22 protein-coding genes and 1 pseudogene are annotated in these 24061 nt (G+C 62.6%); 13 read left to right on the top strand and 10 right to left on the bottom strand.

Annotated elements, in window-relative coordinates:
• Positions 1 to 28: 28 nt before the first annotated feature.
• The 7 genes from ACFVSJ_RS18265 to ACFVSJ_RS18235 all read left to right on the top strand — a co-directional run bounded on the left by ACFVSJ_RS18265 (position 29) and on the right by ACFVSJ_RS18235 (position 9128).
• Positions 29 to 2035: a helix-turn-helix transcriptional regulator gene (locus ACFVSJ_RS18265; protein ID WP_387438365.1), complete on the top strand. Its 2007-nt coding sequence runs from the start codon at positions 29 to 31 to the stop codon at positions 2033 to 2035.
• Positions 2036 to 2044: 9 nt separating this feature from the next.
• Positions 2045 to 2395: a hypothetical protein gene (locus ACFVSJ_RS18260; protein WP_387438364.1), complete on the top strand. Its 351-nt coding sequence runs from the start codon at positions 2045 to 2047 to the stop codon at positions 2393 to 2395.
• Between the two features lie 35 nt (positions 2396 to 2430).
• Positions 2431 to 2700, top strand: a complete 270-nt coding sequence (gene tatA / locus ACFVSJ_RS18255) for a Sec-independent protein translocase subunit TatA (protein WP_387438363.1) — start codon at positions 2431 to 2433, stop codon at positions 2698 to 2700.
• 6 nt (positions 2701 to 2706) lie between these two features.
• Complete coding sequence (tatC, locus tag ACFVSJ_RS18250; RefSeq protein WP_387438362.1) at positions 2707 to 3543, top strand: twin-arginine translocase subunit TatC; 837 nt, start codon at positions 2707 to 2709, stop codon at positions 3541 to 3543.
• 24 nt (positions 3544 to 3567) lie between these two features.
• Positions 3568 to 6519: a DEAD/DEAH box helicase gene (locus ACFVSJ_RS18245; protein ID WP_387438361.1), complete on the top strand. Its 2952-nt coding sequence runs from the start codon at positions 3568 to 3570 to the stop codon at positions 6517 to 6519.
• 45 nt (positions 6520 to 6564) lie between these two features.
• The gene (locus ACFVSJ_RS18240) at positions 6565 to 8205 is read left to right on the top strand and encodes an amidohydrolase (protein ID WP_387438360.1); all 1641 of its coding nucleotides are present in this window, start codon (positions 6565 to 6567) and stop codon (positions 8203 to 8205) included.
• Positions 8206 to 8384: 179 nt separating this feature from the next.
• On the top strand, positions 8385 to 9128 hold the full coding sequence (locus ACFVSJ_RS18235) for a polyprenol monophosphomannose synthase (RefSeq protein ID WP_387438359.1): 744 nt from the start codon (positions 8385 to 8387) through the stop codon (positions 9126 to 9128).
• A gap of 83 nt (positions 9129 to 9211) precedes the next feature.
• On the opposite strand, the gene ACFVSJ_RS18230 is transcribed toward ACFVSJ_RS18235, so the two are convergent.
• The 4 genes from ACFVSJ_RS18230 to ACFVSJ_RS18215 all read right to left on the bottom strand — a co-directional run bounded on the left by ACFVSJ_RS18230 (position 9212) and on the right by ACFVSJ_RS18215 (position 12285).
• The gene (locus tag ACFVSJ_RS18230; protein ID WP_387438358.1) at positions 9212 to 9559 is read right to left on the bottom strand and encodes an RNA polymerase-binding protein RbpA; all 348 of its coding nucleotides are present in this window, start codon (positions 9557 to 9559) and stop codon (positions 9212 to 9214) included.
• A 257-nt stretch (positions 9560 to 9816) separates the two neighbouring features.
• The gene (locus ACFVSJ_RS18225) at positions 9817 to 10797 is read right to left on the bottom strand and encodes an SPFH domain-containing protein (protein ID WP_387438357.1); all 981 of its coding nucleotides are present in this window, start codon (positions 10795 to 10797) and stop codon (positions 9817 to 9819) included.
• Positions 10798 to 10888: 91 nt separating this feature from the next.
• Positions 10889 to 11350, bottom strand: coding sequence for an NfeD family protein (locus ACFVSJ_RS18220; protein WP_387438356.1), 462 nt, complete (start codon positions 11348 to 11350; stop codon positions 10889 to 10891).
• An 80-nt stretch (positions 11351 to 11430) separates the two neighbouring features.
• On the bottom strand, positions 11431 to 12285 hold the full coding sequence (locus tag ACFVSJ_RS18215) for a methyltransferase domain-containing protein (RefSeq protein WP_387438355.1): 855 nt from the start codon (positions 12283 to 12285) through the stop codon (positions 11431 to 11433).
• A gap of 68 nt (positions 12286 to 12353) precedes the next feature.
• Here ACFVSJ_RS18215 and ACFVSJ_RS18210 point away from each other — a divergent pair, with 68 nt between their 5' ends.
• Complete coding sequence (locus ACFVSJ_RS18210) at positions 12354 to 14369, top strand: S9 family peptidase (protein ID WP_387438354.1); 2016 nt, start codon at positions 12354 to 12356, stop codon at positions 14367 to 14369.
• Positions 14370 to 14375: 6 nt separating this feature from the next.
• On the opposite strand, the gene ACFVSJ_RS18205 is transcribed toward ACFVSJ_RS18210, so the two are convergent.
• The gene (locus ACFVSJ_RS18205; RefSeq protein WP_387438353.1) at positions 14376 to 15050 is read right to left on the bottom strand and encodes a peptide deformylase; all 675 of its coding nucleotides are present in this window, start codon (positions 15048 to 15050) and stop codon (positions 14376 to 14378) included.
• Positions 15051 to 15116: 66 nt separating this feature from the next.
• Between ACFVSJ_RS18205 and ACFVSJ_RS18200 the strand changes: the two genes are divergently transcribed.
• The gene (locus ACFVSJ_RS18200) at positions 15117 to 15554 is read left to right on the top strand and encodes a nuclear transport factor 2 family protein (protein WP_387438352.1); all 438 of its coding nucleotides are present in this window, start codon (positions 15117 to 15119) and stop codon (positions 15552 to 15554) included.
• Here ACFVSJ_RS18200 and ACFVSJ_RS18195 read toward each other — a convergent pair.
• From ACFVSJ_RS18195 to ACFVSJ_RS18185, 3 genes are read right to left on the bottom strand one after another with little or no spacing between them, the layout of a single operon-like run.
• Entirely contained in the window at positions 15541 to 16686 is a 1146-nt protein-coding gene (locus tag ACFVSJ_RS18195) for an FAD-dependent oxidoreductase (RefSeq protein WP_387438351.1), read from the bottom strand. The genes ACFVSJ_RS18200 and ACFVSJ_RS18195 overlap by 14 nt on opposite strands.
• Positions 16664 to 17392, bottom strand: coding sequence for a class I SAM-dependent methyltransferase (locus tag ACFVSJ_RS18190; protein WP_387438350.1), 729 nt, complete (start codon positions 17390 to 17392; stop codon positions 16664 to 16666). Before ACFVSJ_RS18190 ends, ACFVSJ_RS18195 begins: the two co-directional genes overlap by 23 nt.
• A complete protein-coding gene (locus tag ACFVSJ_RS18185) occupies positions 17389 to 18525 on the bottom strand; it encodes a type III polyketide synthase (protein WP_387438349.1) in 1137 nt (378 codons plus the stop codon). The genes ACFVSJ_RS18190 and ACFVSJ_RS18185 overlap by 4 nt, the downstream gene beginning before the upstream one ends.
• Positions 18526 to 18744: 219 nt before the next feature.
• On the opposite strand from ACFVSJ_RS18185, the gene ACFVSJ_RS18180 reads away from it, so the two are divergent.
• The 3 genes from ACFVSJ_RS18180 to ACFVSJ_RS18170 all read left to right on the top strand — a co-directional run bounded on the left by ACFVSJ_RS18180 (position 18745) and on the right by ACFVSJ_RS18170 (position 22835).
• Positions 18745 to 21138: an ATP-binding cassette domain-containing protein gene (locus ACFVSJ_RS18180; protein ID WP_387438348.1), complete on the top strand. Its 2394-nt coding sequence runs from the start codon at positions 18745 to 18747 to the stop codon at positions 21136 to 21138.
• 574 nt (positions 21139 to 21712) lie between these two features.
• Positions 21713 to 22618: a recombinase XerD gene (locus ACFVSJ_RS18175; protein WP_387438347.1), complete on the top strand. Its 906-nt coding sequence runs from the start codon at positions 21713 to 21715 to the stop codon at positions 22616 to 22618.
• Positions 22605 to 22835: a hypothetical protein gene (locus ACFVSJ_RS18170; RefSeq protein WP_387438346.1), complete on the top strand. Its 231-nt coding sequence runs from the start codon at positions 22605 to 22607 to the stop codon at positions 22833 to 22835. The genes ACFVSJ_RS18175 and ACFVSJ_RS18170 overlap by 14 nt, the downstream gene beginning before the upstream one ends.
• A gap of 79 nt (positions 22836 to 22914) precedes the next feature.
• On the opposite strand, the gene ACFVSJ_RS18165 is transcribed toward ACFVSJ_RS18170, so the two are convergent.
• A complete protein-coding gene (locus ACFVSJ_RS18165) occupies positions 22915 to 23154 on the bottom strand; it encodes a hypothetical protein (protein ID WP_387438457.1) in 240 nt (79 codons plus the stop codon).
• Positions 23155 to 23280: 126 nt separating this feature from the next.
• Positions 23281 to 23436 (bottom strand): annotated as a pseudogene (locus ACFVSJ_RS18160) (DUF4304 domain-containing protein); the annotation flags it as partial.
• A 77-nt stretch (positions 23437 to 23513) separates the two neighbouring features.
• On the opposite strand from ACFVSJ_RS18160, the gene ACFVSJ_RS18155 reads away from it, so the two are divergent.
• Positions 23514 to 24008, top strand: a complete 495-nt coding sequence (locus ACFVSJ_RS18155) for a hypothetical protein (protein WP_387438345.1) — start codon at positions 23514 to 23516, stop codon at positions 24006 to 24008.
• Positions 24009 to 24061: the final 53 nt, after the last annotated feature.

Here is a 24061-nt window from a genome sequence, read left to right as displayed (position 1 = left end):
TCGCCGGGTGTTTAGTAACGTAGCAAGCGTGTCCGCATCCCGCACTGAACGACTCCTGAACCTGCTCCTGGCCTTGCTCAATACCAAAGTAGGGCTGAGCCGCGCCGTCCTGCGTGAGACGGTCTACCGCGGTTCCGCTGAGAACGACGCCGCTTTTGGGCGCATGTTCGAACGCGACAAGGTGGACTTGAAGCAGTTTGGCTTCGACATCGAGACCCTGATGGATACAGGCTTCGGTGAGGACGATCCCGCCTCGACGCGCTACCGGATCGGCAAGGATTCAAACAGGCTTCCCGACGTGCGCCTCACCCCGGCGGAGGGAACCGTCCTCCTGCTGGCTTCCCAGCTGTGGGAGCGTGCCGCCCTCGGGAACGCGGCCGTGAACGCCGTGCGCAAATTGCAGGCGGCTGGTGGATTCAGCGATGTGGATCTTCCTGCCGGAGTCCAGCCACGCCTCAAGCCCGCAGGGCAGGCCTTTGATGATGTGGTGGCGGCCATGCACGGACGCCACGCTGTCCGTTTTGGCTACCTCGCCGCCAGCACCAACAAAGAAGAAACCCGGGAAGTTGAGCCGTGGGGACTTGGCAGCCGTTTCGGCCAGTGGTATCTGGTAGGGCTGGACCGCGGGAGGAAGGCCAAACGGTTCTTCCGCCTTTCCCGCATGACAACGGCTGTGACGGTCCTGGCCACAAGCACGTTCGACCCTCCCGCTGGATTCGACGCGCGGGCCGAACTCGATTCCCTCAATGAACTCCCGCTCCGGAGCGCCTCTTTGGACGTGGATGCCGGGCGGTTGCTTGACCTCCGGAAACGGGGCACGGAGACGTCCGGCAGCGACGGGCGTGACAGGCTCAGCATCGCTTTCCGGGACCCGGAGGAGTTGGCGGAGGAATTGGCCTCCTACGGACCACTGGTTACGGTGCGGGAACCCGCAGAGTTGCGTGCCGCCGTCGTGCGCCGCCTGCGGGCAGCTGCCGCCTTCGATGCCTCCCCACCGGTTCCCGTGGCGTTTCCTGCCACCACGCCCGCCGTCCGGGCCAGGAAGCGTACCTCCGAGGACCAGCTCACACGCATGCTCCAGCTGGTACCGTTCCTGGTGCACCACCAAGGGCTGCACATCCAGGAAGTCGCGGACCATTTCGGGATCACCCGCAAGGCCCTCATTGATGACCTGAAGATCCTGATCTGTTCCGGGCTGCCCGAAGGCTATCCGGATGACCTGCTGGACATCCAGTGGGAAAACGACCACGTGTACATCACCGAACACCTCGATTTGAACCGCCCGGTGCGGTTCAGCGAGGAAGAGGCGGCTGCACTGTTGACCGGCCTGGCCATGCTGGGAGACCTGCCCGCTCTGGCAGGCGTTGAGGAGGACCATTCGGGCAGCGCCCTGGAATCGGTCACGCTCAAGCTCGCGGGTGCAGCGGGCGAGGCGGGGAGGTTGGCGGGCGCAGTGGCCGGAGCCTCTGTGGAGCCCGCGCAGTCCCAGGCGTTCGAGACGGTGAGCAAGGCCCTGCGGGACGGCCGGCAGCTCCGCCTGCGGTACTTGTCGCCACAGCGGGACGAAGTCAGTGAACGGGACGTGGATCCGCTGCGGCTTTTCTCGATGGACAGCACGTGGTATTTCGAGGCGTACTGCCACAGCAAATCCGGTTTACGTAACTTCCGCCTTGACCGGGTGGAATCGCTGGAACCCAACGGCCTTCCTGCGTCCCGAACGACCGTGGCGGACGCTGATGTGCCCGCCCGCCTGTTCACTCCCAGCGACGACGATGTGCTGGTGGTGTTGCAGCTGACGCGCCAGGGCGCGGGACTCGCCGACGACTATTACGCGGAGCGTACCGCCCAACTGCCCGACGGCGGATTGCTCGCCGAAGTCCGCTTTGGCAGCGCGGAGTGGCTTCCCATGTTCATAGCCCAGCACGGTGGCACGGCCCGGATCCTCGATCCGGAGCCGCTGAGGACGGCCTCGCAGGCCTGGCTTGAATCCGCGTTGGCGCAGTATGGCGTCACGACATCCGGTCCGGCTGGCTAGACTACTCAGATGCCTTGGTGGTTTTGGATCCTCCTGTGGATCGCGCTCATAGCCTTGTCGTTGCTTTTGCACGTCATGCTGGGATTCCGGTTGTTCCGGAAGTTCATGGCAACGGTCCGCGAATTGGGCGAAGCGGGTAAACGTTTCAGCAACATTTCACCAACAACGGAAACCTCCGACGTGGACGTGGTGTTCGAACGGTCAGCGCCCGGCTCCGCCGTTTTTGCCTCGCCCGAGCAGATGCGTCATGATTACCTGACGGCCAAAGCCTTCCGCCAGGAAGTTCGTCGCCAACGGCGCGTCCAGCGCAAAGCCGAGCGGGGCCAACCCCAATCCCTGCACGACATAGAATTCAGATAGACGTAGGATGTATCCAAAAGGAAAGGACCTCCCACATGAGGCTTGAAGGCTGGCATCTCATCATCATCATCGTTCTGGCTCTGGTGCTTTTTGCCGCACCGAAGCTGCCGTCCATGGCGCGCAGCATTGGTCAGTCGATGCGTATTTTCAAGTCTGAGGTCCGTGAAATGAAGAAGGACGGATCCTCCGAGTCCAAGGAATCCAAGGACGCTTCGGACGCCGTCGAAGGCCGGGTTGTTGACCACCCGGACGCAAAGGCAAAGAACAACGGCGAAACAGACGTTCCGCCCTCCAACCGCGTCTAAAGAAGAGTGGTAGAAACGAAAGGACGCAAAGCCAATCCCGAAGCCCGGATGGCGTTGCTTGACCACCTTAAAGAGCTGAAAAACAGACTCTTCAAGGCAGCGATTGGCGTCATTGTGGGCACGGTGGCGGGCTTCATCGTCTACCAGCCCCTCCTTGAGGCATTGATCAAGCCGATCAAGGACCTCAACGAGAAAGAAGGCCGCGCTGCCACGCTGAACTTTGACGGCGTGGCCAGTTCCTTCGACCTCATGGTCCAGGTCTCTGTGTTCCTTGGAGTGCTCATTTCCAGCCCGGTCTGGATCTACCAGTTGTGGGCCTTCATTGTTCCGGGCCTGCATAAGAAAGAACGAAATCTGGCGTTGTCCTTTGTGGCGGCGGCCGTTCCCTTGTTCATCGGCGGTGTGCTTCTGGCGTGGCTGGTCCTGCCGAATGCCGTCAGGGTCCTGACCGACTTTACGCCCAGTGGTGCATCAAACTTCATCAGCGCCGAGATCTATCTTTCCTTCGTCCTGCGGCTCTTGTTGGCTTTCGGTATCGCATTCCTGGTTCCTGTGGTCCTGGTGGGCCTCAACCTCGCCGGAATCGTCAAGGGCAAACAGTTGGTCAAGAGCTGGCGAATTACCATCTTCCTGGTGTGCTTGTTCGCCGCAATGGCCGCACCCGGCGCGGACGCCATGAGTATGTTCTATCTGGCTGCTCCCATGCTGCTGCTTTTCTTCGCAGCCATCGGGGTCTGCTTGTGGAACGACCGGCGGCGCGAACGCAGGGCCGTCAAGCGGGCTGCCGAGACAGAAGCCACTGCGGACATTGCCACCCCGGCGTCGGATCTGGAGAATCTGTAGAGCCCAGCCCACTAGGCTTGATGCATGTCCTCCATCTCCGGGTCTCAGTCACCATCAGACCGCTACCAGGCGGCAGCCAACCGGACAGCCGAGGCCAAGACGTATCTTGGCGCCTTCGCACGTTCCCTCGATTTCGATCTGGATGATTTCCAGCGTGAGGCATGCCGGTCGCTCCAGGAGGGCCGGGGTGTCCTCGTGGCGGCTCCGACGGGTGCCGGTAAGACAATCGTTGGCGAATTCGCCATCTATCTTGCGCTGCAACGGGGTTTGAAGGCGTTCTACACCACTCCCATCAAGGCGCTGAGCAACCAGAAGTTTTCGGAGCTCTCCGCCAAGTACGGTGCGGCCAATGTGGGCCTGCTGACGGGCGATACCACCATCAATGGGGAGGCTCCTGTGGTGGTCATGACCACCGAGGTTCTCCGGAACATGCTGTACGCAGATTCGGAAACCCTGGGTGACCTGGGCTTCGTGGTGATGGACGAGGTGCACTACCTCGCGGACCGGTTCCGTGGTGCTGTGTGGGAGGAAGTGATCATCCACCTCCCCAGCGAAGTCCAGGTGGCTTCGCTCAGCGCCACCGTGTCCAATGCCGAGGAGTTCGGTGCCTGGCTCGACACTGTCCGGGGAGATACGGACGTCATTGTGTCCGAGCATCGGCCCGTTCCGCTGTGGCAGCACGTGATGGTGGGCAGGGAAATAGTGGACCTCTTTGCCGGCGACACCACCTTTGACGAGATCGCCCCTTCCATTCCTGATTCCGAAGTCCCGGATCTGGACGAGTCCGAAGACGCCGCCGAGGAACGGGCAGCGGCCTACGCCAAACCGTCGAGGCACGCAGCAGCTAAGGTCCGGCAGGCCGTGACCGGGCCGGAGTTCGAGGTGAACCCCGACCTCCTGGCCATGGCACGCTCGGAAAGCCGCATGAACTTCAGTGGCCGCTTTGGCCACGGCGGACGCAGCCGCCGTCGCCAGGACCGGCAACGGGACGATCGCAGCGCAGAACAGCGGAGCCCGGTCCGGAAGGCCAGCAGGCCCCAGGTAATCGACAGCCTGAACCGGCAGGGCCTGCTTCCCGCCATTACCTTCATTTTTTCCAGGGCCGGCTGTGACGCTGCCGTGGCGCAGTGCGCGGCCTCCGGATTGTGGTTGACCACCGAACGCGAGCAGCAGGTCATTGCCCAGCGGGTGGACGAGGCCAGCCGCGACATTCCGGCGGACGACTTGGATGTCCTGGGTTTCTGGGGCTGGCGGGACGGCCTCATCAGGGGTTTTGCGGCCCACCACGCCGGAATGCTCCCCACGTTCAAAGAGGTGGTGGAGAAGCTGTTCGCGGACGGCTTGGTCAAAGCCGTGTTTGCCACCGAAACCCTGGCGCTCGGCGTCAACATGCCCGCCCGCTGCGTGGTCCTCGAAAAGCTTGAGAAGTTCAATGGGGAAGCCCACGTCAACATCACGGCGGGGGAGTACACCCAGCTGACGGGACGGGCCGGCCGCCGCGGGATAGACGTCGAGGGCCACGCCGTGGTTCTGTGGCAACCCGGGACGGATCCAGCGGCAGTGGCAGGCCTGGCGTCCCGCCGTACCTACCCCCTGAACTCGAGCTTCAGGCCGACGTACAACATGAGCATCAACCTTATTGCCCAGTTTGGGCGCGCCAGGGCCCGTGAAATCCTCGAATCCTCCTTCGCCCAGTTTCAGGCCGACCGTTCCGTGGTCGGCCTGGCCAGGCAAGTCCGCGGACGCGAAGAGTCCCTGGCCGGCTACGCCAAGTCCATGGAATGCCACCTTGGTGACTTCAGTGAATATTCCCGGTTGCGGCGCGAGCTGGGCGATGCCGAGCAGTTCGCGGCCCGGGACAACCAGCGGGCCCGCCGCTCACGCGTCTCCGATTCCCTGAACCGACTCATACCCGGGGACGTCATCAGCGTCTCGAGTGGCAGATTGGCGGGATTCGCCGTCGTGCTTGATTCCGATCCGAACGCACGTGAACCGCGACCGTCCATCCTGACCTCGGACAACCAGCTGCGGCGCATCGGCGTGCATGACGTGGATGCACCGGTCTCCCCGGTGACCCGCATCCGGATCCCCAAGTCTTTCAATGCCAAGCTGCCAAAGGCGCGGCGCGACCTCGCAGCGTCCATGCGGCACGCCATCAGTGACGACGCCCCGAAGCGGCGCAACAGCAGGCACGAGGACTTTGGGCTCGGGTCACGGACCCAGGAGCAGGAGAAGCGGATTGCCGACGTCCGCCGGACCTTGCGGGCGCATCCGTGCCATGGCTGCAGCGAACGCGAAGACCACGCGCGCTGGTCCGAACGCTGGTGGAAGCTGCGGAAGGAAACTGACGGGCTGGTCCGTCAGATCCAAGGCAGGACCAACACCATTGCCAAGACGTTCGACCGTGTGTGCGACGTCCTGTCTTCCTACGGTTACTTGGAGGCGGACGACGCCGGAAGGGTCACCATCAGTGCCGACGGGCAGCGTCTCCGCAGGATCTACGGCGAGAAGGACCTGCTCATTTCGCAGGCCATCAGGGAAGGCGCCATCAACGATTTGGATGCCGCCGAGATGGCGTGCCTCGCCACCACGCTGGTGTACCAAGCCAAGCGCGAAGACCGGGGCCTGAGGCCGAAAATGCCCTCCATATCGCTGGAGACAGCCGTGGACATCGTGGTCCGCGAGTGGTCCCGGCTGGAGGACACTGAAGAACAGAACCGGCTCCCGTTGACCGCAGAACCGGAACTTGGCCTCATGTGGCCCATGTACAAATGGGCCAAGGGGCGGCACCTCCAGGATGTCCTGAGCGGCACCGACTTGGCTGCCGGTGACTTTGTCCGCTGGGCAAAGCAGGTGGTGGACCTGTTGGACCAACTGGCAAAGATCCCGCAACTGGATCCCCGGCTGGCCCGGATCTGCAGGGAGTCCATAGACCTGGTCCGCCGCGGCGTCGTGGCCTACTCCACGGTTGCCTGACGCCGTTCGATTTTCACTTTCCGTCTTTCCCTAGGAGTTCAGCGAATGAACCAGCCAGGCGCGCCTGCCGGCAACCGCAAGGTCACCATGTACCGCAACGGGTCCATCTATACGGCGGCAGACCCTTTCGCCACGGCCATGGTGGTGGACGGCGATACCGTGGCGTGGGTCGGCTCCGAACAGGCAGCCACGTCCATAGCGGACGGCACCATGGAGATCATCGATCTTCACGGCGCCCTCCTTGCCCCGGGCTTCGTCGACTCGCATGTGCACCTGACCGAAACGGGCCTGGCCTTGGCCGGTGTGCAGCTTGCCAGTACGGGGTCAGCACGCGAACTCCTGGACGCCGTTGCCTCAGCGCCCGGCACCGGTGCGATCCTGGGGCATGGATGGGATGAAACAACCTGGAACGATCCCACGCTTCCCACCTTGGACGAGCTGGACCGGGCAGCCCGAGGCCGCACCGTCTATCTGTCGCGCATAGACGTTCATTCAGCACTGGTTTCGTCAGCGTTGGTCAGTGGGGCTGGCCTTGGCGGGCTCGACGGCTTTACCGGAAGCGCCCATGTAGTCCGGGCAGCCCACACGGCAGCGCGCAGCGCAGCCAGGAACTTCGACGATCCCACTCGTCGGGGCTTCCAGGAAGCCGCACTCCGCGAAGCGGCAGGCAACGGATACGTGGCGCTGGCGGAAATGTCCGCTCCACATATTTGCCATCCGGATGATCTCCGGATGGCCACTTCCTGGAACCAGGAAGTCGGCAGCCCCCTGATCTTGCCGTACTGGGGTGAGTTGGCTTCCTCGGAGGAGAACGCCCGGCAGATCCTGGAAGGCTTGGGAACACCCGTACTGGGACTGGCGGGTGACCTCAACATCGATGGTTCCATCGGTTCCCGCACGGCGGCGTTGACGTCCGACTACGCCGATGCGCCGGGCAGCCGCGGTAATCTTTACTTGTCCGTTGTGGAGGCTTCCAGCCATTTGGCGGCATGTTCCGCCTTGGGTATCCAGGCCGGGTTCCACATCATCGGGGACGCCGGCCTGGCTGCCGCCCTGGACGCGCTGGATGCGGCCGCCGCAGAAGTGGGGGAGCAGCGGATCCGGGCCGCCGGGCACAGGTTTGAACACGTCGAGCTTGCCGATCAGGAGTCGGTGGACCGGCTCGCGCAATACTCCGTCACGGTGAGTGTCCAACCTGGATTCGACGCGGCATGGGGACGTCCGGGAGGCCTCTACGAGCGACGCCTTGGTGAACGCAGCCGGGGCATGAACCCCTTCGCCTCGTTCTACTCCAGCGGCGTTCCCGTTGCCTTTGGAAGCGACAGTCCGGTAACGCCGCTTCGACCGTGGTCCAGCATCCGTGCCTGCCTGGAGCACAGCAATCCGGGACAAAGGATCTCGGCCCGCGCAGCGTTCCTGGGCCACACCCGTGCCGGATGGCGGGCCACCAAGCACCGCAATCCCCTCATGGGCCAATTGGTGCCGGGCGCGCCTGCGAGCTTTGCTGTCTGGGAGGTTGAGGAACTTATGGTCCAGGTGGCAGACAGCCGGGTCCAGTCCTGGAGCACGGATCCCCGCGCCAGGACACCACTGCTTCCGGCCCTGGATACGGGAAGCGATCCCGTGTGCTTGCAAACAGTCCATGAAGGCCGGGAGTTGTTCGCCCATGACGCGCTGCGCAGCTGATTCCGGGGGAGCCCCCCCAGGCTTGCCTTCGCGCTGAACCGGGCCTGACCAATAGTGTGGGCGCTGACACACGCGCAATTTTCCCTGGTCGCCTCACCCTATAATGGAGAGTTGCGCCAGAACGCCAGCGTCCACGCTGGTCCGGCACACTGACCGCTCCATCAAGGAAAGGCCTCTTCTTGCGTGTCCTGACGATCATCCCTACCTACAACGAGCTGGAATCGCTCCCCAAGACCCTGGGCCGGCTCCGGACTGCCGTTCCCGACTCGGACGTCCTCGTGGTAGATGACAACAGCCCGGACGGTACAGGACAGCTGGCCGACGGGATCGCCGCCGAGGACAGCCAGGTACACGTTCTGCACCGCAAAGGCAAGGAAGGCCTCGGAGCCGCCTACATCGCTGGCTTCAAGTGGGGACTGGCCGCCGGTTACGACGTCCTGGTGGAAATGGATGCTGACGGCTCCCACAAGCCCGAACAGCTCCCTCTTCTGCTCGACGCCATCAAGGATGGCGCCGACCTCGCCATGGGCTCCCGCTGGGTTCCCGGTGGCAGCGTCGTGAACTGGCCACTGTACCGCCAGGCGATCTCGCGTATTGGCAGCACCTACGCCCGGATCATGCTCGGTGTGAAGATCAAGGACGTGACCGGCGGTTACCGCGCTTTCCGCCGCAGCACCCTTGAGGCACTGAAGTTGGATGAAGTTGAATCGGTGGGTTACGGCTTCCAGGTAGACCTTGCCTGGCGCGTAGCCAAACTGGGGCTTCGGATTGAAGAACGGCCCATCACCTTTGTTGAGCGCGAACTCGGCGCATCCAAGATGAGCGGCAACATCGTAGTGGAAGCCATGATCAACGTCACCAAGTGGGGCCTGGCCGCACGTTGGGCCAAACTCACGGGCAAGCAGCCGGCGCCGGCCAAATAGCCGAAGCCGCCAAGCCACAAAAAAGGCCGGGCCCGCTGTCCCCTAAGGGATTCGGGCCCGGCCTTTGTACCTTCTTGGCTGTGCTACGCGGAGCGGCGCTCTCCACGGCGCTCACGGAGGATGTTCAATCGATCCTCCAGGATCTGCTCCAGCTCGGGAAGCGAGCGGCGCTCAAGCAGCATGTCCCAGTGAGTACGAACGGCCTTCTCGTTGGCGTCTACCGGACGCTCGCCGTCAACCAGCAGTGCTTCCTTGCCGGTCTTGGAAACCCAAACAGGGGGAATCTCGGCTTCGGCGGCGAAAGTCACGAAGACCTGCTCGCCATCCTCGCAACGGTACTCGACCCGCTGGCGCGGTGCCGGCTCAACACCGGATTCGGTTTCCATGCTCTGGGCGCCAAGACGCATGCCCCGCAGGCTGCGATCGCTCATGATTACTCCCTCTGTCTGTTCGCAGGGCTGGAAACCCTGCGCTAGCCGCAAGCTTTTGTCTCGCCGCTCACGGACTACTTCTGCACACCTTGCATCACTATTTGCAACGCCTGGCCAAGCTCTTATGTTCCATCCACGCTGAACCAGCCGGACAAATATCCCATTATACGCTCAAACAGGCTTGCGGCCCAAAGCCCCAAAAGCCGCGGAGCGGCCAGCCGTCCGGCTGACCGCTCCGTGTGCTTTTGGGCCAGGTGCTATTCGGCAGTCCTGGTGGACTCTGCGGCTGATCCGGCGGCTGTGGCCTTCGCATCATCCTTGGGGCCGAACAGGCCTTGGACAGGGGAGTCTCCGGTGGTCCCGCCAAGGGCTCCTCCGATGCCTTTCAGGGCTTCGCCAACCTCGCTGGGAATGATCCACAGCTTGTTCGAGGATCCTTCGGCGAGCTTCGGCAGCGTCTGCAAGTACTGGTAAGCAAGGAGCTTCTGGTCCGGGTTTCCCTTGTGGATTGCGTCGAAGACCTTCTGGATCGCCTGGGCTTCACCGTCGGCGCGCAAGATAGCGGCCTTGGCGTCACCTTCCGCGGCCAGGATCGCCGCCTGCCGCTGACCCTCTGCCGTGAGGATCTGCGACTGCTTGGTGCCTTCGGCAGTGAGGATGGCTGCACGCCGGTCACGCTCGGCACGCATCTGCTTCTCCATCGAATCCTGGATGGAGTGCGGTGGGTCGATGGCTTTGAGCTCGACCCGCGAAACGCGGATACCCCAGCGGCCCGTCGCCTCGTCCAACACACCGCGGAGCTGGCCGTTGATCTGGTCGCGTGAGGTCAGCGCCTCTTCGAGGTTGAGTCCGCCCACGACGTTACGGAGTGTGGTTGTGGTCAACTGCTCGACGGCCTGGATGTAGTTCGCAATTTCGTATGTGGCTGCCCGCGGGTCCGTCACCTGGAAATAGACAACGGTGTCGATGGACACCACGAGGTTGTCCTCGGTGATCACCGGCTGCGGCGGGAAGGACACCACCTGTTCACGCAGGTCCAGCAACGGCAGGAGCCGGTCCACGAACGGAATCAGGATGGTGAGTCCCGGGTTGAGCGTGCGCTGGTACTTGCCCAAGCGCTCAACAACGCCGGCACGTGCCTGCGGAATAATCCTGATCGAGCGAACCAACACAATGATGACAAATATGACAAGAACAATCAGCACGATTGCTGCTGCTGTTCCTCCTAGGCCGTCCATACATCTCCTTCATTCCCCAATTTGAGTGGTTTGATGCGGCTCGACGGGGCGGGGCCAGCCCGCACCCTTGAGCAAAAACTTCGGGTGTGCGCTAGAGCGGGCTGCTTTCGGCAGTCGAGGCGACAACCGCCGTCGCGCCGTCAATCCTGGTGACCTGGACGGTGGCGCCCGGGTCGATGACTCCGGACGTGCTGCGTGCGCTCCAGACGTCGCCCCCGATCTTCACCAGGCCGCTGGTTCCGCTGACGGCTTCAATGACGAGGGCGGATTGGCCAATCAGGCGATCGACGTTGGTGCGTTGCTCCGCTGGTCCCTTGTGGAGGTGCTTGAGGGCCACGGGTCGCACGAAGGCGATCATCAGGAGGGAGACCACACTGAAGATGACGATCTGCAGCCAGAAGTCGGCACCGGCGAAGTCCGCAACCAAGCCAGCGAGCGCCCCGCCACCCAGCATGATGAAGAAGAGGTCGAGCGTCAGCATCTCCACCACTGCGAAGGCGAGGAAGACCGTGAGCCAGAGAGCCCACCAGTTCTCGCCGAGCCATTCAAACATCTGTTCCCCCTTGGTCCCGGACCCCGAGGACGGGATCGCAGTCGCTGTCCTTCCATCCTAGCCCGGCGCGGAGCCCCACGTCAGGACGGGATTTTCCGGCTCCTGAAGAGGCTGACCAGGAACTTTGCCGTGGTGTGGACAGATTCCCCGCCACCGGCCACCCGCGCTAGCTGTTGCGAATCAAGATGGTGGCCTGCCGGGCCCATGTAAGCGAGGTCCGCGAGCTGTCCGGGGTCCAGTGTCAGTGGAATGTCGAGGCTGATGGAACGGTCCGGCAGGAAATGCTCCGAGAGAGTCTCTGCCAGCCTCTCGGCCTTGCCTTCCTGGATGGACAGCATGCCCGCGCGCTCTGCCGCCTCCAACAGGTGTCCGGGGCGAGGGGTGACCACCAGCAAGGTGCCGCCGGGACGCAATACCCGGGCGAACTCTCCCGCATTTCGCGGGGCGAAGACCACAAGGACGACGTCCACGGAGTGGTCCGCGAGGGGCAGCGGGCGCCAGATGTCCCAGACGAGGTTTGCGGCCTGGGGATTCAGGCGGGCTGCCCTGCGCAGGGCGAATTTTGAGATGTCCAGCCCTAGGGCCGTTGCCGGCGTCTTTTGCAGGACCGAGTGCAGATAGTGGCCGGTTCCCGTCCCGGCGTCAAGGATGGCAGCGTCCGGGCCCTCCATGGACTCTGCGGCCAAGGTTGCGATCGTGTCGGCCAGTTCGGCGTAATGGCCGGCGTCCAGGAAGCGCTGGCGTGCAGCCACCATGTCAGCCGTGTCGGCTTCGAATACGGTGCCCTTCCCTGTCAGCAGATTGAAATAGCCTTGCTTGGCGGCATCGAAAACGTGGCCGGCGCTGCACAGAATTGCCCGGCGCGGCCGCTCTCCGAGGTGGCAGGGTCCTTGGCAAACGGGACAGCGAAGGGCGGCGATGGCGGCGGACAGCATGGCTTCAATCCTACGACCGACGGAGTGTCAGGCTTCCGCATCGGGGGTGTGCAGTTAGGCTCACCCACGTGAAACCCGAGCAACTGCCCCTGTTGAACACTGTCTCCGCTCCCGCCATCCATCCCGATGGCACCAAGGCGGTGGTGTCTGTTACCAGGCCGGACTTTGACACGGATTCCTACGTTGGCCAGCTCTGGACGGTCCCGCTGGACCCAACCAAGCACTCCCGGCGCATTACGCGCGGGTTCCGGGACACGGCGCCCGCCTTCTCGCCGGATGGGTTGGTCCTGGCTTTCCTGCGAAGCGACTACGACGGCAAGCCCCAACTCTTCGTCGTCGAATCCGCGGGGGGAGAACCTCAGCGGATCACCTCACAGCACGCGGGCGTGGGAGGTTTTGAGTGGGCGCCGGACTCGCATCGGATTGTTTTCACGTCCCGCGTCCCCGAACCTGGCCGTTATGGAACGGTGGACGACGTCACCGCGGGGCGCGAGGACCCGCGGCTCATCAGTTCCAAGCAGTATCGGATGAACGGCGTTGGCTATACCGCAGACCAACGCCAGCATCTCTTCACGGTCGAGGTACCTGAACTCGGCGTCGAACCGGCGTTCCGACCCCGGGGACGTGCCGCCCACGAAGCCAGCCATGACGCATTCACGGACGTTCCCCAGGCCACGCAGCTCACCTTTGGCGACGCCGACCATGAGGCACCGTGCTTCTCTCCCGACGGACGTCACCTCTACTTCGTAGCGGCTTTGCATGAAAAGCACGACGACGACCTTGTCACCTCTGCCTACCGGATGGACTCCCGCGGTGGTCAACCCGAACCCGTACATCCTTCCAACAACCGTCCACAGACTGTCAACGCGGTCAGGGTTTCGACGGACGGGCGGTGGCTCTTCTACACAGCCCAGGACATGGGCGAATCAGGGATCGACTTCGTTGCCAGGAATTCAGTCCTCTTCGTGATGCCTGCAGACGGGGGAGAGGCGCGGCCGCTGACCGATGCAGAGCACCTGGATGTCTCCGGTCCACTTGAGCCGAGCGGACCGGACAGCGTTTTGGTTCTGAATACGGCGTTGGGCACAGTGGAACTGTTGGAGGTCGCAGCGGATGGGAGCATAAACCCGTTGGTGCACGGCGCCCGGGTGGTGCTGGGAGCGACAGTGGCGGCCAACGGTGAAATGGCAGTCAGCTTCTCCGATGCGTCCACCGTGGGTGATCTTGCATCCTTGGACCGGGGCGAACTGCGCCTCCTCACCGACTTCTCGGCCACCCTCCGCAACAATTCCCAACTCAGTGAACCGCGCGACTTTGAAGCCACGGTGGAGGACGGCCACTCCGTCCATGGCTGGGTGGTCATGCCGGATGGTCCCGGACCGCACCCGGTGCTCCTCAGCATCCATGGCGGACCCTTCGCCCAATACACCGGCGCGTTCTTCGACGAAGCCCAGGTGTACGCCGCTGCCGGATACGCGGTGGTGATGTGCAACCCCCGCGGTTCCGCCGGGTACAGCCAGGCGCACGGCCGGGCCATCAAGGAACGAATGGGCACAGTGGACATGCAGGACGTCCTTGCCTTCCTTGACGCAACCCTGCAGGAGATTCCGGCCTTGGATAAGGATCGGCTCGGCATCATGGGAGGTTCCTACGGCGGGTATCTCACGGCATGGACCATTGCCCACGATCATCGCTTCAAGGGCGCCATTGTGGAGCGCGGCTTCCTGGATCCAGTCAGTTTCCACGGCTCCGCGGATATTGGCTGGTTCTTTGGCGGGGAGTACACGGGCGGGACTCCGGAACAACTCCAGGCCCAGAGCCCCATGGCCGTGGTGGGTAGTGTTAAGACCCCTACGATGGTCATCCACAGCGAGAACGATCTCCGCTGCCCGATTGAACAAGGCCAGCGGTACTACGCGGAACTGCAGTCCCGCGGAGTGGAAACGTCGCTGCTGGTGTTCCCGGGCGAGGACCACGAATTGTCGCGGTCGGGAACACCACACCATCGCAAGGCCCGTTTTCAGCACATCCTGTCCTGGTGGGCGCAGCACTTGCCCAGCACGGTGAACCGCCTCGACACCTAGGCCCGCTTAGTCGGGAAGGAAGCCCAGAGCCAAGCGGGCATCCTCGATCCCTGGTTGAGACCAGCGTGCGGCATGTTCGGCATTGGTGGACAGGGAGCGGATTTCTGCACGGTCCAGGTAGAGCGTGCCATGCAGGTGGTCCGTTTCGTGCTGCACAATCCTCGCCTGCCACCCGGAATAGCTGGCCTCAACAGGTTGTCCGTCAGGAGCGAGGCACGTCAGCTGGACCGTGTTGTGCCTGGTCACCACGGCCTGGTAGCCGTTGACGGACAAACAGCCCTCGTAGAACGAGGCGGTCTCCGTTCCGATGGGGTGGTACTGGGGATTGACCACCGCCAGGAATTCCAGGCTCTCCCGGTTCCTCGCCGCTGCCGAAGCCGGATCTATCTCGTATTGATCCTCCAAGACAGCCAGTTGGAGGGGTACGCCGAGTTGCGGAGCGGCAAGACCAACGCCAGGTGCAGCATGCATGACCTCGCGCATGCGCCCCAGGAATGCGTTCAGTTCCTGGCTGTCCAGTTGCCCGTCGTATGGAGCGGCAAGCTGCCTGAGCGCAGGATGACCTGCCTGGACGATCGGGGGAAGGGCCTCTGCGTCCAAGAGCCTGCGGACCGCATCCCGGATGTCGGTTGCCGTGAAGTCTGTTGGAGGGCCGTACAGCGGCCGGACATGCTGGGTCATGAAGCGAGCCTATCCGTTCCGCGGCGGTCCAGCAGGCTGGGTTGCGCCGTGGGTTAGGCTCGTCGGATGAGCGACACCGACCCCCTCGAGGTAGTACTTGGATTCGTCAGGACCGTGGAAGCGGGCGGCGGGGCAGCCGATCTCCGCCCCTTCCTGGCCGAAGATTTCACACTGACGGAATGGCCCCATGTGCTGTCCAAAACAGGTTCCACCAGGACACTGCAGGAGACGCTCGCCGGCGCCGACGACAGCAAGGCGATCGTCGCCGATCAACGCTTCGAGGTGGTACGGACCACTGCCGAGGGCAACCGCGTCGTCCTGGAAATGAACTGGTCGGCCCTGCTGCTCATGGACCTTCCGTACTGGGACGCCGGCGAGACAATTCGCGCACGGAGCACGGCCGTCTTCGAACTGAGGGACGGACTGATATCCAGCCAAGACACCTACGACTGCTATTACACCGTGCCCGAAGAACCAGCAGGGGCCGAAACTAGCGCATCGTGAAGCGCCGCTCCACGAGGTCTGCAACAGGTCCCAGCCGGAGGGCGTCAGCAAAAATGCCGTTCCTGGCAGCCAAAGCGAACGGTGCCATCGGGCGCCCCAGCGCCATGTTGAGCCCAGCCTGGTGCGAAGCTTTGACGGCGGCACGCTTCCGGGTCCGTTCAAAGCTGCGGAGTTGCCTTCCCACGTCACAGCCGGCCAAGGAAGCGTCCACGATCGGAGCCAAAGCTGCGGCGTCCAGCCATCCGAGGTTCATTCCCTGGCCGCCGATCGGACTGATCTCGTGGGCTGCATCGCCCAACAGGACCACCCGCCCGTGGACCATCGACGGAGCCAGCCTCGCCTGAACGCCGAAGGCACTCAGCATCGAGTTGGTTGCCGGATCCGGGGTCGCTCCCGTCCTTGACGCCACCAACCCGGCCAGGCCATCCGCCGTCGGGCGTGTTGCCGGTGCGCCCAACCGCACCACCCACCGCCGCACCCGGCCCGGCAACGGAAAGGACTCCACGATCCCTTCCGGCTCAAGGTAGAGGACGGCGTCGCAACCATGGCCGGTGGTGTCCTCGAAGTCGCCCATGAGGTAATAATCCGGGTATTTGCGGGGACGTAGTTCCGGCATGAGCCGGTGGCGGAACGTGGAGTGGGCTCCATCAGCGGCGACGGCGAGACTGGACCTGAACTCGACGTCCCCCGCAGGTGAGCGGGCTTCGACACGGACGCTGCCGCCGTCGTCGATCATGGTGTGGACGTCTGCTCCGCGGACGATGGCAGCCGGGTCCAGTGCCGTCACTGCATCCGTCAGCACCTGCTCCGTCACCGGCTGGGGGACCGCCAGGATGTAGGGAAAGTCCGGATCCCCGGCGAACGGCAGTTCGGCGACTTTACTTCCCCTGCTGTATGCCACGCCCTTCCGGATCTGTATGCCCTGGGCCACGAGCCCGGCGGCGAGACCAGACCGCTGGAGTTCCTTCAGGGCAGGTGGGTGTATGCCGATGGCGCGTGACCGATGGCTGGGTGTCGTCCGGCGTTCCAGGATGCGGACCGACCTGCCGCGCTGCAGCAGGAGGACGCCCAGGAAGAGTCCCACGGGACCGGCGCCGACAATGACCACATCAGCCACCCGCGGAACCGCCATCCGGCCGCCCCGGTCCGTGGATCAGCAGGTTGTGCCACGGACCGTTGGCCTCCACGTGCCAACCCGCTGGCACGGAAGACCTCAGTTCCGCGGGCGTATAGCTGCGTCGTATGGACATTAAGCCGTCGCCGCAGATGTAGGAGCCCAGCCCCAGAGGCCAGAAGCCGGCCAGGAAAAGGACGTAGGCAAGGTTGCTGCGACGAAGGTCGTTGTGCAGCGCCAGGGAAGTGGCCAGGTCCTCGGAGTCCTGCAACACGCCGGCAAGGTCGGCAGCGTCGAGATGGTGGAGCATGTGGTTGGACAGCACGATGTCGAAAGAGCGGCCCTCCGAAACAAGTTCGGAGCTGTGTGCCTGCCTGTACTCGACACCCCTCACCGCCGGGGCCCTTGAAGCGAACACGTATGCGCGTTCGTCCGGGTCGATCGCGGTGACGCGCAGGTCGAAACCATCGTGGAGTGCCCAATGAGCCAGGCTCCGTGCGACGTCCCCGCCTCCGCAGCCGATGTCCAGGACCGAGACCGATTCGCGCGCACTCAGCAGAGGCCGGAACTGCTTGCGGTAAGTCCTGTGCCACCCGGAAAGCAGTGCGTTTACCACGGGAAAGCGCGCGTAGCTCCGCTCCAGGCGTTGGGGATCGCAACCCGGCCGGTCCATCTCCTCGACAGCGTCCAGGTCCCTTTCCCGCAGCGGCCCCCAAGGACTCACAGTGCGGGAGAGACCAGCGTCATGAGTCCGGTCTCTACGGTCAGTCCGGGACCGAACGCCATGGAGCAAATGCGTTCCTCAGGCTTGCTGGCAGCCCTGTCCAGCATGTATTTGAGGACGAAAAGCACCGTTGCGCTGCTCATGTTTCCGTATTCGCGCAAGGTTTCCCGGGCCGGAACCAACTGTTCAGCGGTCAGTTCAAGCTTGGCCTCCACCTTGTCGAGAATGCTGCGGCCGCCGGGATGGATGGCCCAATGGGTGATGTCGCGGTAAGGCTTTGCGCTCAGCCCCGGTACCTTGGCCAACAGCGGTTCCAGAGCCCCCGTGATGTGTTCTTCAATGATGTGGGGTACGTAGGATCCCAGCACCATTTCGAAGCCTTCGTCGCCGATGTTCCAAGCCATGGCCTCTTCACCAACCGGTGTGAGCACGGTTTCAAACTCGTCCAGCCTGATCACTGGCTCAGGTCCTTCCGGCTCGCGGGCCGTAACAATGGACGCCGCAGCACCGTCACCGAAGATTGCCGATCCCATGATCGTGTCGGGGTCGTTGGACGTCCGCACGTGAAGGGAACACAGTTCGGCACAGATGACGAGGACGACGGCGGATGGATCCGCCGTGCAGAATTGCTTGGCCGCCCTGAGCGCCGGGAACGCTGCATAGCAGCCCATGAACCCCAGATGGTAGCGCTGGACGGACGGTTGGAGTCCGAGGGCCCTGACCACTTTGTAGTCTGGCCCGGGGTTGAAGAATCCCGTACAGGACACGGTGATGACATGGGTGATGTCATCCAGTCCGATACCCGGAGCACTCGCCACGGCGGCCTTGCCCGCTTCGATGAAGAGTTTGGTGGCTTCAGTGGCAAAGATTTCGTTTCTGGCCTTTGTGCTGGGGCTCAGCACACGGTTGGTGGCGAGGTCGAAGAACTGCGGATTTTCCGGGTGGGCGTCGAGGCTCAGTTCAGCCACAGCGGTGTAGCGGGTGTCGATGGCGGCGGAGTCGAAGCAAGTGGTGACAAGCCGTGAACCAAGCCTGGTCAAGCCCGGTTGTGCCGCAAAAACTTCACGTGCCTGCGACTGGACAAGGATGGTTGGCGGAACTGCGGTTTCGAGGGACCTCATGTAGACCGGCATGCTTCATTCTTAGTGAGTATGGACGGGAAGACAATGGGCTTGGCTTGTTGCCGTGTGTTCACCGTTGCGGCGCGTACTGCCCAGTAGTGTGGAAGGGGCCGTTGCCGCATCAGCGCCAACGAACGAGAATCGAACGTACTGGCCGCGGGTGGCCATGACGGGGAGAGGCGACGCCAACGGGTGACTGCAAAGCAGCGCCGCCAGGCAGATGGAGAGATCATGAGCATTGCCGCGAGCACGGACACGCAGACTACCGGATCGCACGTTGCAGACACCCACGGCCTCATCCGGGTCCAGGGAGCACGCGAGAACAACCTGAAGGATGTCAGCATCGACATCCCCAAACGCCGCCTGACTGTTTTCACGGGCGTGTCAGGATCGGGTAAGAGTTCGCTGGTGTTCGGCACCATCGCAGCGGAATCCCAGCGCATGATCAACGAGACCTACAGCGCCTTCGTTCAGGGGTTCATGCCTTCACTCGCACGGCCGGACGTCGACATGCTCGAAGGCCTGACAACCGCGATCATCGTCGACCAGGAGCGCATGGGATCCAACCCCCGTTCCACTGTTGGCACTGCCACGGATGCCAACGCGATGCTGCGTATCCTGTTCAGCCGGCTCGGCCAGCCGCACATCGGATCACCCAACGCGTATTCGTTCAATGTGCCCACCGTCAAGGCCAGCGGTGCCATCACCGTGGAACGTGGTGAGGGCAAGACCAAGACCGAGAAGGCTTCCTTCAACCGCCTGGGCGGCATGTGTTCCCGGTGTGAAGGGATGGGCTCCGTTAACGACTTCGACCTCTCTGCCCTCTACGACGACACCAAGTCCCTCAGCGAAGGTGCCCTGACCGTTCCCGGTTACAGCATGGACGGATGGTACGGACGCATCTTCAGCGGCACCGGGTACTTCAACATGAACAAGCCGATTGCCAAGTTCACCAAGAAGGAACTCCACGATCTCCTCTACCGCGAACCCACCAAGGTCAAGGTGGAAGGCATCAACCTTACCTACGAAGGCATCATTCCCAAGATCCAGAAGTCGATGCTCTCCAAGGACGTCGATGCGCTGCAGCCGCACGTCCGGGCTTTCGTGGAGCGCGCCATTACCTTCACCACCTGCCCCGAGTGCGAAGGCACCCGCCTCAGCCCGGAAGCGCGTTCTTCCAAGATCCAGGGCAAGAGCATTGCCGACGTGTGCAAGATGCAGATCAGCGACCTGGCAACCTGGATCCGTGGACTTGACGAGCCGTCCGTAGCGCCCCTGCTCAAGGGCCTGCAGCACCTTTTGGATTCGTTCACCGGCATTGGCCTTGGCTACCTGTCCCTGGACCGTCCTGCGGGTACTTTGTCCGGGGGAGAGGCCCAGCGGACAAAGATGATCCGTCACCTCGGTTCTTCCTTGACGGACATTACCTACGTCTTCGATGAGCCAACGATTGGACTCCACCCGCACGACATCGAGCGCATGAACCAACTACTGCTGCAGCTTCGGGACAAGGGCAACACGGTGCTGGTGGTGGAACACAAACCGGAGACCATCGCGATCGCCGACCACGTAGTGGACCTGGGCCCCGGAGCCGGAACGGGAGGCGGGACCGTCTGCTTCGAGGGCGACCTCGAAGGGTTGCGGGGGAGTGGCACCATCACAGGACGGCACCTGGACGACCGCGCCTCCATCAAATCCAGCGTCCGGCCCTCCGAGGGACAACTCGAGGTACGCGGCGCATCAACGAACAATCTGCAGGATGTGGACGTCGATATTCCGCTCGGGGTTCTTTGCGTCCTTACGGGTGTGGCCGGTTCCGGCAAGAGCTCGCTGATCCATGGCTCGGTAGCCAAGCGCGAGGGTGTCTTGGTCATTGACCAAGGCGCCATTCGCGGCTCGCGGCGAAGCAACCCAGCAACCTATACCGGACTTTTGGAGCCCATCCGGAAGGCTTTTGCCAAGGCCAACGGCGTGAAGCCTGCGTTGTTCAGTTCCAATTCCGAAGGTGCGTGCCCAACCTGCAATGGTGCCGGTGTGATCTACACGGATCTGGGCGTTATGGCCACTGTCGAATCGACATGTGAGGAGTGCGAGGGAAAGCGCTTTCAGGCGTCGGTTTTGGACTACAGGTTCGGCGGGCGGAATATTGCAGAAGTGCTTGCAATGTCTGTCAACGAGGCCGAAAAGTTCTTCAGCGAAGGCGAAGCCCGGACTCCGGCCGCCCACAAGATCCTCGACAGGCTGGCAGACGTCGGTCTCGGCTACCTGACCTTGGGCCAGCCGTTGACTACCTTGTCCGGCGGCGAACGCCAGCGCCTGAAGCTTGCAACCCAGATGTCCGAAAAGGGCGACATCTACATCCTGGACGAACCAACCACGGGCCTGCACCTGGCGGACGTGCAGAATCTGCTCGGAATGTTGGACAGGCTTGTTGAGTCCGGCAAGTCCGTCATCGTGATTGAGCATCACCAGGCAGTCATGGCTCACGCCGACTGGATTATCGACTTGGGTCCTGGGGCGGGTCACGACGGCGGCAAGATCGTTTTCGCCGGAACCCCGGCTGAACTGGTGGCCGGCAAATCGACGCTGACGGCGAAGCACTTGGCGGCTTACGTAGGAGCCTGAGGGCGCGGCGCTTGGGGCCGTCCGGGCTGGTTCGGACGGTCCCTCTCTTCGCCTCTATAAAACGCCGATAATCTACATTATGTCAAGTAGTACTCTGCGTATCTCATCAGATGAATCAATTCGCCCCATCCGCTGATCCTGTCGGGATCTCCCCGACCCCCGGTAGTTTCCGCAGAATCTAGGCGGTCGGCTTGCCTCCGCCGGCGATCCTGCCTACGGTCCGGCGTGATGCGTTGCGCATGGATGACTGCGCAAGAAGCGCCTCTGACCTGCGGTTTTGCCTTGATAACCCCGCTGATCCCGCAACAGCTGCCCGGCTTATCGACATTCTCTGCCAAGCCGAGCGCCCCGAGAGCATCATCACCTGGAAACGCTCGGCCACAGTCCAAGCCCTCCTGAGATCCCTCCCCAACGGGACAACACCCTGACCCACGAAGGCCTCGATACCTACGCCGAAACGGCCGAACGAGCAACAAACCACCTACGCGCCCTGCTCGTCCACCACGGCCTGCTCCCCTACCTGGCCCGGTTCGAAGACTGGATCAAATCCAAACTCGTACCCCTGCCCGAGCAGGTGGCTAAACCAGTCGAGCACTTCGCGACCTGGCACCACCTCCGACGCATCCGGACCACCACAACACCGGAGAAGAACGCCCGCGGCCCGGTGCACTCGGCCAAACAAGAGATCACCGAAACCATCAAATTCCTTCTCTGGCTCTGGGAAACGCACCAACGAACAGCAGCGACCTGCACCCAGCAAGACATCGAATCCTGGCTCGCCGCCGGACCCACAACCAGAAAACAGATCCGCACGTTCATCATCTTCATCATCTTCATCAAGAACACCGGCACGAACCACCGCGCCGAAATGGGCTACTACACCGCGAAAACACGGCCAACAATCACCCAGGACCAGCGCCTGGCCTGGTTGCGGGAACTCCTCACAGGCACCAGCGAATCCCTGCCCTACCGAGTCGCCGGCGCCCTTCTGCTTCTCAACGCCCAACCGCTCGTGAAAGTCGCCAGACTCCGGACCGACGCCATAGAGACCAACGAAACCACCGGCAACATGAGAATCACCTTGGGCCTCCACCCAGTGCCCGTCCCCACCCCCGTAGCAGACTTGATCCGACAGCACCTGGCAAGCCGGCCCAACCTCAGAACCGGATCAAACACCCAAGGCCCATGGCTTTTCCCAAGCACCAGAGCAGGACAACACCTGCACCCGAACACCATCATGGACAGGCTCCGGAGCCTCGGCATCGACCTGCGTGGCGCCCGAAACACCGCCCTCGATGAACTCCTCACGATCACACCGCCACCGCTGGTCGCCGACGCTCTGGGCTACGGCCACCAAGTAGCATTCATCCACGCCGACAACGCCGGCGACGAATGGACCCGCTACGTCAGCCGACGGACGAACAACACTCCGGAAAAGCTGAGAGACAACAAGCGAAAGGACCGGAATGGGAAAGCGTAAACCCGCCGCTTGGGGCATAGTCGTGCGCCTGGACACAGGACAGACGTTCTATTACTACCTGCATCCCAACCGGCCCGGCGACGAATGGACCCCCAGAGAAAACCAGGCACTACGGTTCAATTCCGAAGAAGAAGCCCAGTCCCGATGCCGCACCTTCGTGACAAGCAGGAAAGCAAAGGAATACTACGTCGTGCCGCTGCCCCTGCTGAGGGTCTAGGCCTCTGGCACCACGGCTCTCGCCGTTGATCGGGTTGTGACGACCACGATTTCTGGTTGCCATGGGATCCCGCCGTGTCCTAGCGCTGGGGCAGCTCATATCCTCGGCGGCTAAGTTCTTGCCGCACGGGAACGAAAGCGAACTGGGGCTTGGCAGAAAGCAGCGGAACCAGATCGACTACAGACGGGGTACTGTCCATAAAGTCTGCGACCGGGTTGATGACAACGTCAGTGAGCTGTTTGAGGAACGCATCCTCGGGGATGCGAGCACCCATTTCGGCGTCGAGCAGGATGGTTCCCGGAAGGTCTCGTGCAACCAAGCCATCAGGTCGAGCAAAATCAATCGGCGGGATTACGTCTGTTGTTTCGGCTCGAAGGCTCAGGAGGCAGAAGTTTTCTGGACGGAACTCCCCACTAGGGACCGATGGGTCCCAACCAAGGTTCAGATAGTAGTCTCCGCTCCCCCACGGGGACTTCTGAAGGTTAACCACCTGATACTCGCCGGCTGATGTCGTTCGGAACCAGTTCCGGCCCCGTTTCCGGAACCCGCGCAATTTGAAAGCGCCAGCGAAGGCCGACCCGACCAATTTCGTTCTATCCACACGGGATATTCTCCAGCATGGGGCGTCCGCATTGACGAATGTATCGACGCAGTCGTGCCCTCTGCGAAACTCGTCCTATGACGCATACAAACGATCTCCGCGTGCTTGCCATCCGGGAAGCCCTATACGAGGAAATTGTGGGCGCCGACGTGTTGATTGCAACAGCTCTAAACGCTCTGTTGGATGGCGTAGATTCGCCATCGCTGCCGCTCCTAGCCGGTCTTACTCGACGGGAAGAAGGCGACGCGCATGATCTATTCAACGCAGTCGTCAACGAGTTGAACATTGCGCCGCCGACACCCGCGAAGACGACGCCCGAACGCTGGAACTTGGTCAGATGGCTCTGCCAGACGCTGATAGACGGGGAACTAAAGCCCGACTATGCGGGTCGCCTCATCTGGTGGGAGGGGTGGGACGAACTCGGATATCCCGAATCACTCAGACCACTCGTCGGCCAAGTGAGCGAGTGGGACGATTGGACACCATCTTGGACCATTGACCGACACCAAATCGGTCAGCTGATTGTCGAAGAAGCAAAGAAGCTCCTCAACGGGCCCTGGCCACCGAAGTAGCCGAACGGTTCACCTCACAACGAGGAACGCCACTAATCCGTCTCGGACCTCAT

Source organism: Paenarthrobacter sp. NPDC058040, assembly GCF_042885775.1.
Taxonomy (GTDB): domain Bacteria; phylum Actinomycetota; class Actinomycetes; order Actinomycetales; family Micrococcaceae; genus Arthrobacter.
This window is presented reverse-complemented; position numbering and strand designations above follow the sequence as displayed.

Excerpts from the sequence above, each read along its gene's own strand:
- ACFVSJ_RS18260 (WP_387438364.1), top strand. The coding sequence starts at position 2,045 with ATGCCTTGGTGGTTTTGGATCCTCCTGTGGATCGCGCTCATAGCCTTG.
- tatA (WP_387438363.1), top strand. The coding sequence starts at position 2,431 with ATGAGGCTTGAAGGCTGGCATCTCATCATCATCATCGTTCTGGCTCTG.
- ACFVSJ_RS18245 (WP_387438361.1), top strand. The coding sequence starts at position 3,568 with ATGTCCTCCATCTCCGGGTCTCAGTCACCATCAGACCGCTACCAGGCG.
- ACFVSJ_RS18240 (WP_387438360.1), top strand. The coding sequence starts at position 6,565 with ATGAACCAGCCAGGCGCGCCTGCCGGCAACCGCAAGGTCACCATGTAC.
- ACFVSJ_RS18230 (WP_387438358.1), bottom strand. The coding sequence starts at position 9,559 with ATGAGCGATCGCAGCCTGCGGGGCATGCGTCTTGGCGCCCAGAGCATG.
- ACFVSJ_RS18225 (WP_387438357.1), bottom strand. The coding sequence starts at position 10,797 with ATGGACGGCCTAGGAGGAACAGCAGCAGCAATCGTGCTGATTGTTCTT.
- ACFVSJ_RS18220 (WP_387438356.1), bottom strand. The coding sequence starts at position 11,350 with ATGTTTGAATGGCTCGGCGAGAACTGGTGGGCTCTCTGGCTCACGGTC.
- ACFVSJ_RS18215 (WP_387438355.1), bottom strand. The coding sequence starts at position 12,285 with ATGCTGTCCGCCGCCATCGCCGCCCTTCGCTGTCCCGTTTGCCAAGGA.
- ACFVSJ_RS18205 (WP_387438353.1), bottom strand. The coding sequence starts at position 15,050 with ATGACCCAGCATGTCCGGCCGCTGTACGGCCCTCCAACAGACTTCACG.
- ACFVSJ_RS18200 (WP_387438352.1), top strand. The coding sequence starts at position 15,117 with ATGAGCGACACCGACCCCCTCGAGGTAGTACTTGGATTCGTCAGGACC.
- ACFVSJ_RS18195 (WP_387438351.1), bottom strand. The coding sequence starts at position 16,686 with ATGGCGGTTCCGCGGGTGGCTGATGTGGTCATTGTCGGCGCCGGTCCC.
- ACFVSJ_RS18185 (WP_387438349.1), bottom strand. The coding sequence starts at position 18,525 with ATGCCGGTCTACATGAGGTCCCTCGAAACCGCAGTTCCGCCAACCATC.
- ACFVSJ_RS18180 (WP_387438348.1), top strand. The coding sequence starts at position 18,745 with ATGAGCATTGCCGCGAGCACGGACACGCAGACTACCGGATCGCACGTT.
- ACFVSJ_RS18170 (WP_387438346.1), top strand. The coding sequence starts at position 22,605 with ATGGGAAAGCGTAAACCCGCCGCTTGGGGCATAGTCGTGCGCCTGGAC.
- ACFVSJ_RS18155 (WP_387438345.1), top strand. The coding sequence starts at position 23,514 with ATGACGCATACAAACGATCTCCGCGTGCTTGCCATCCGGGAAGCCCTA.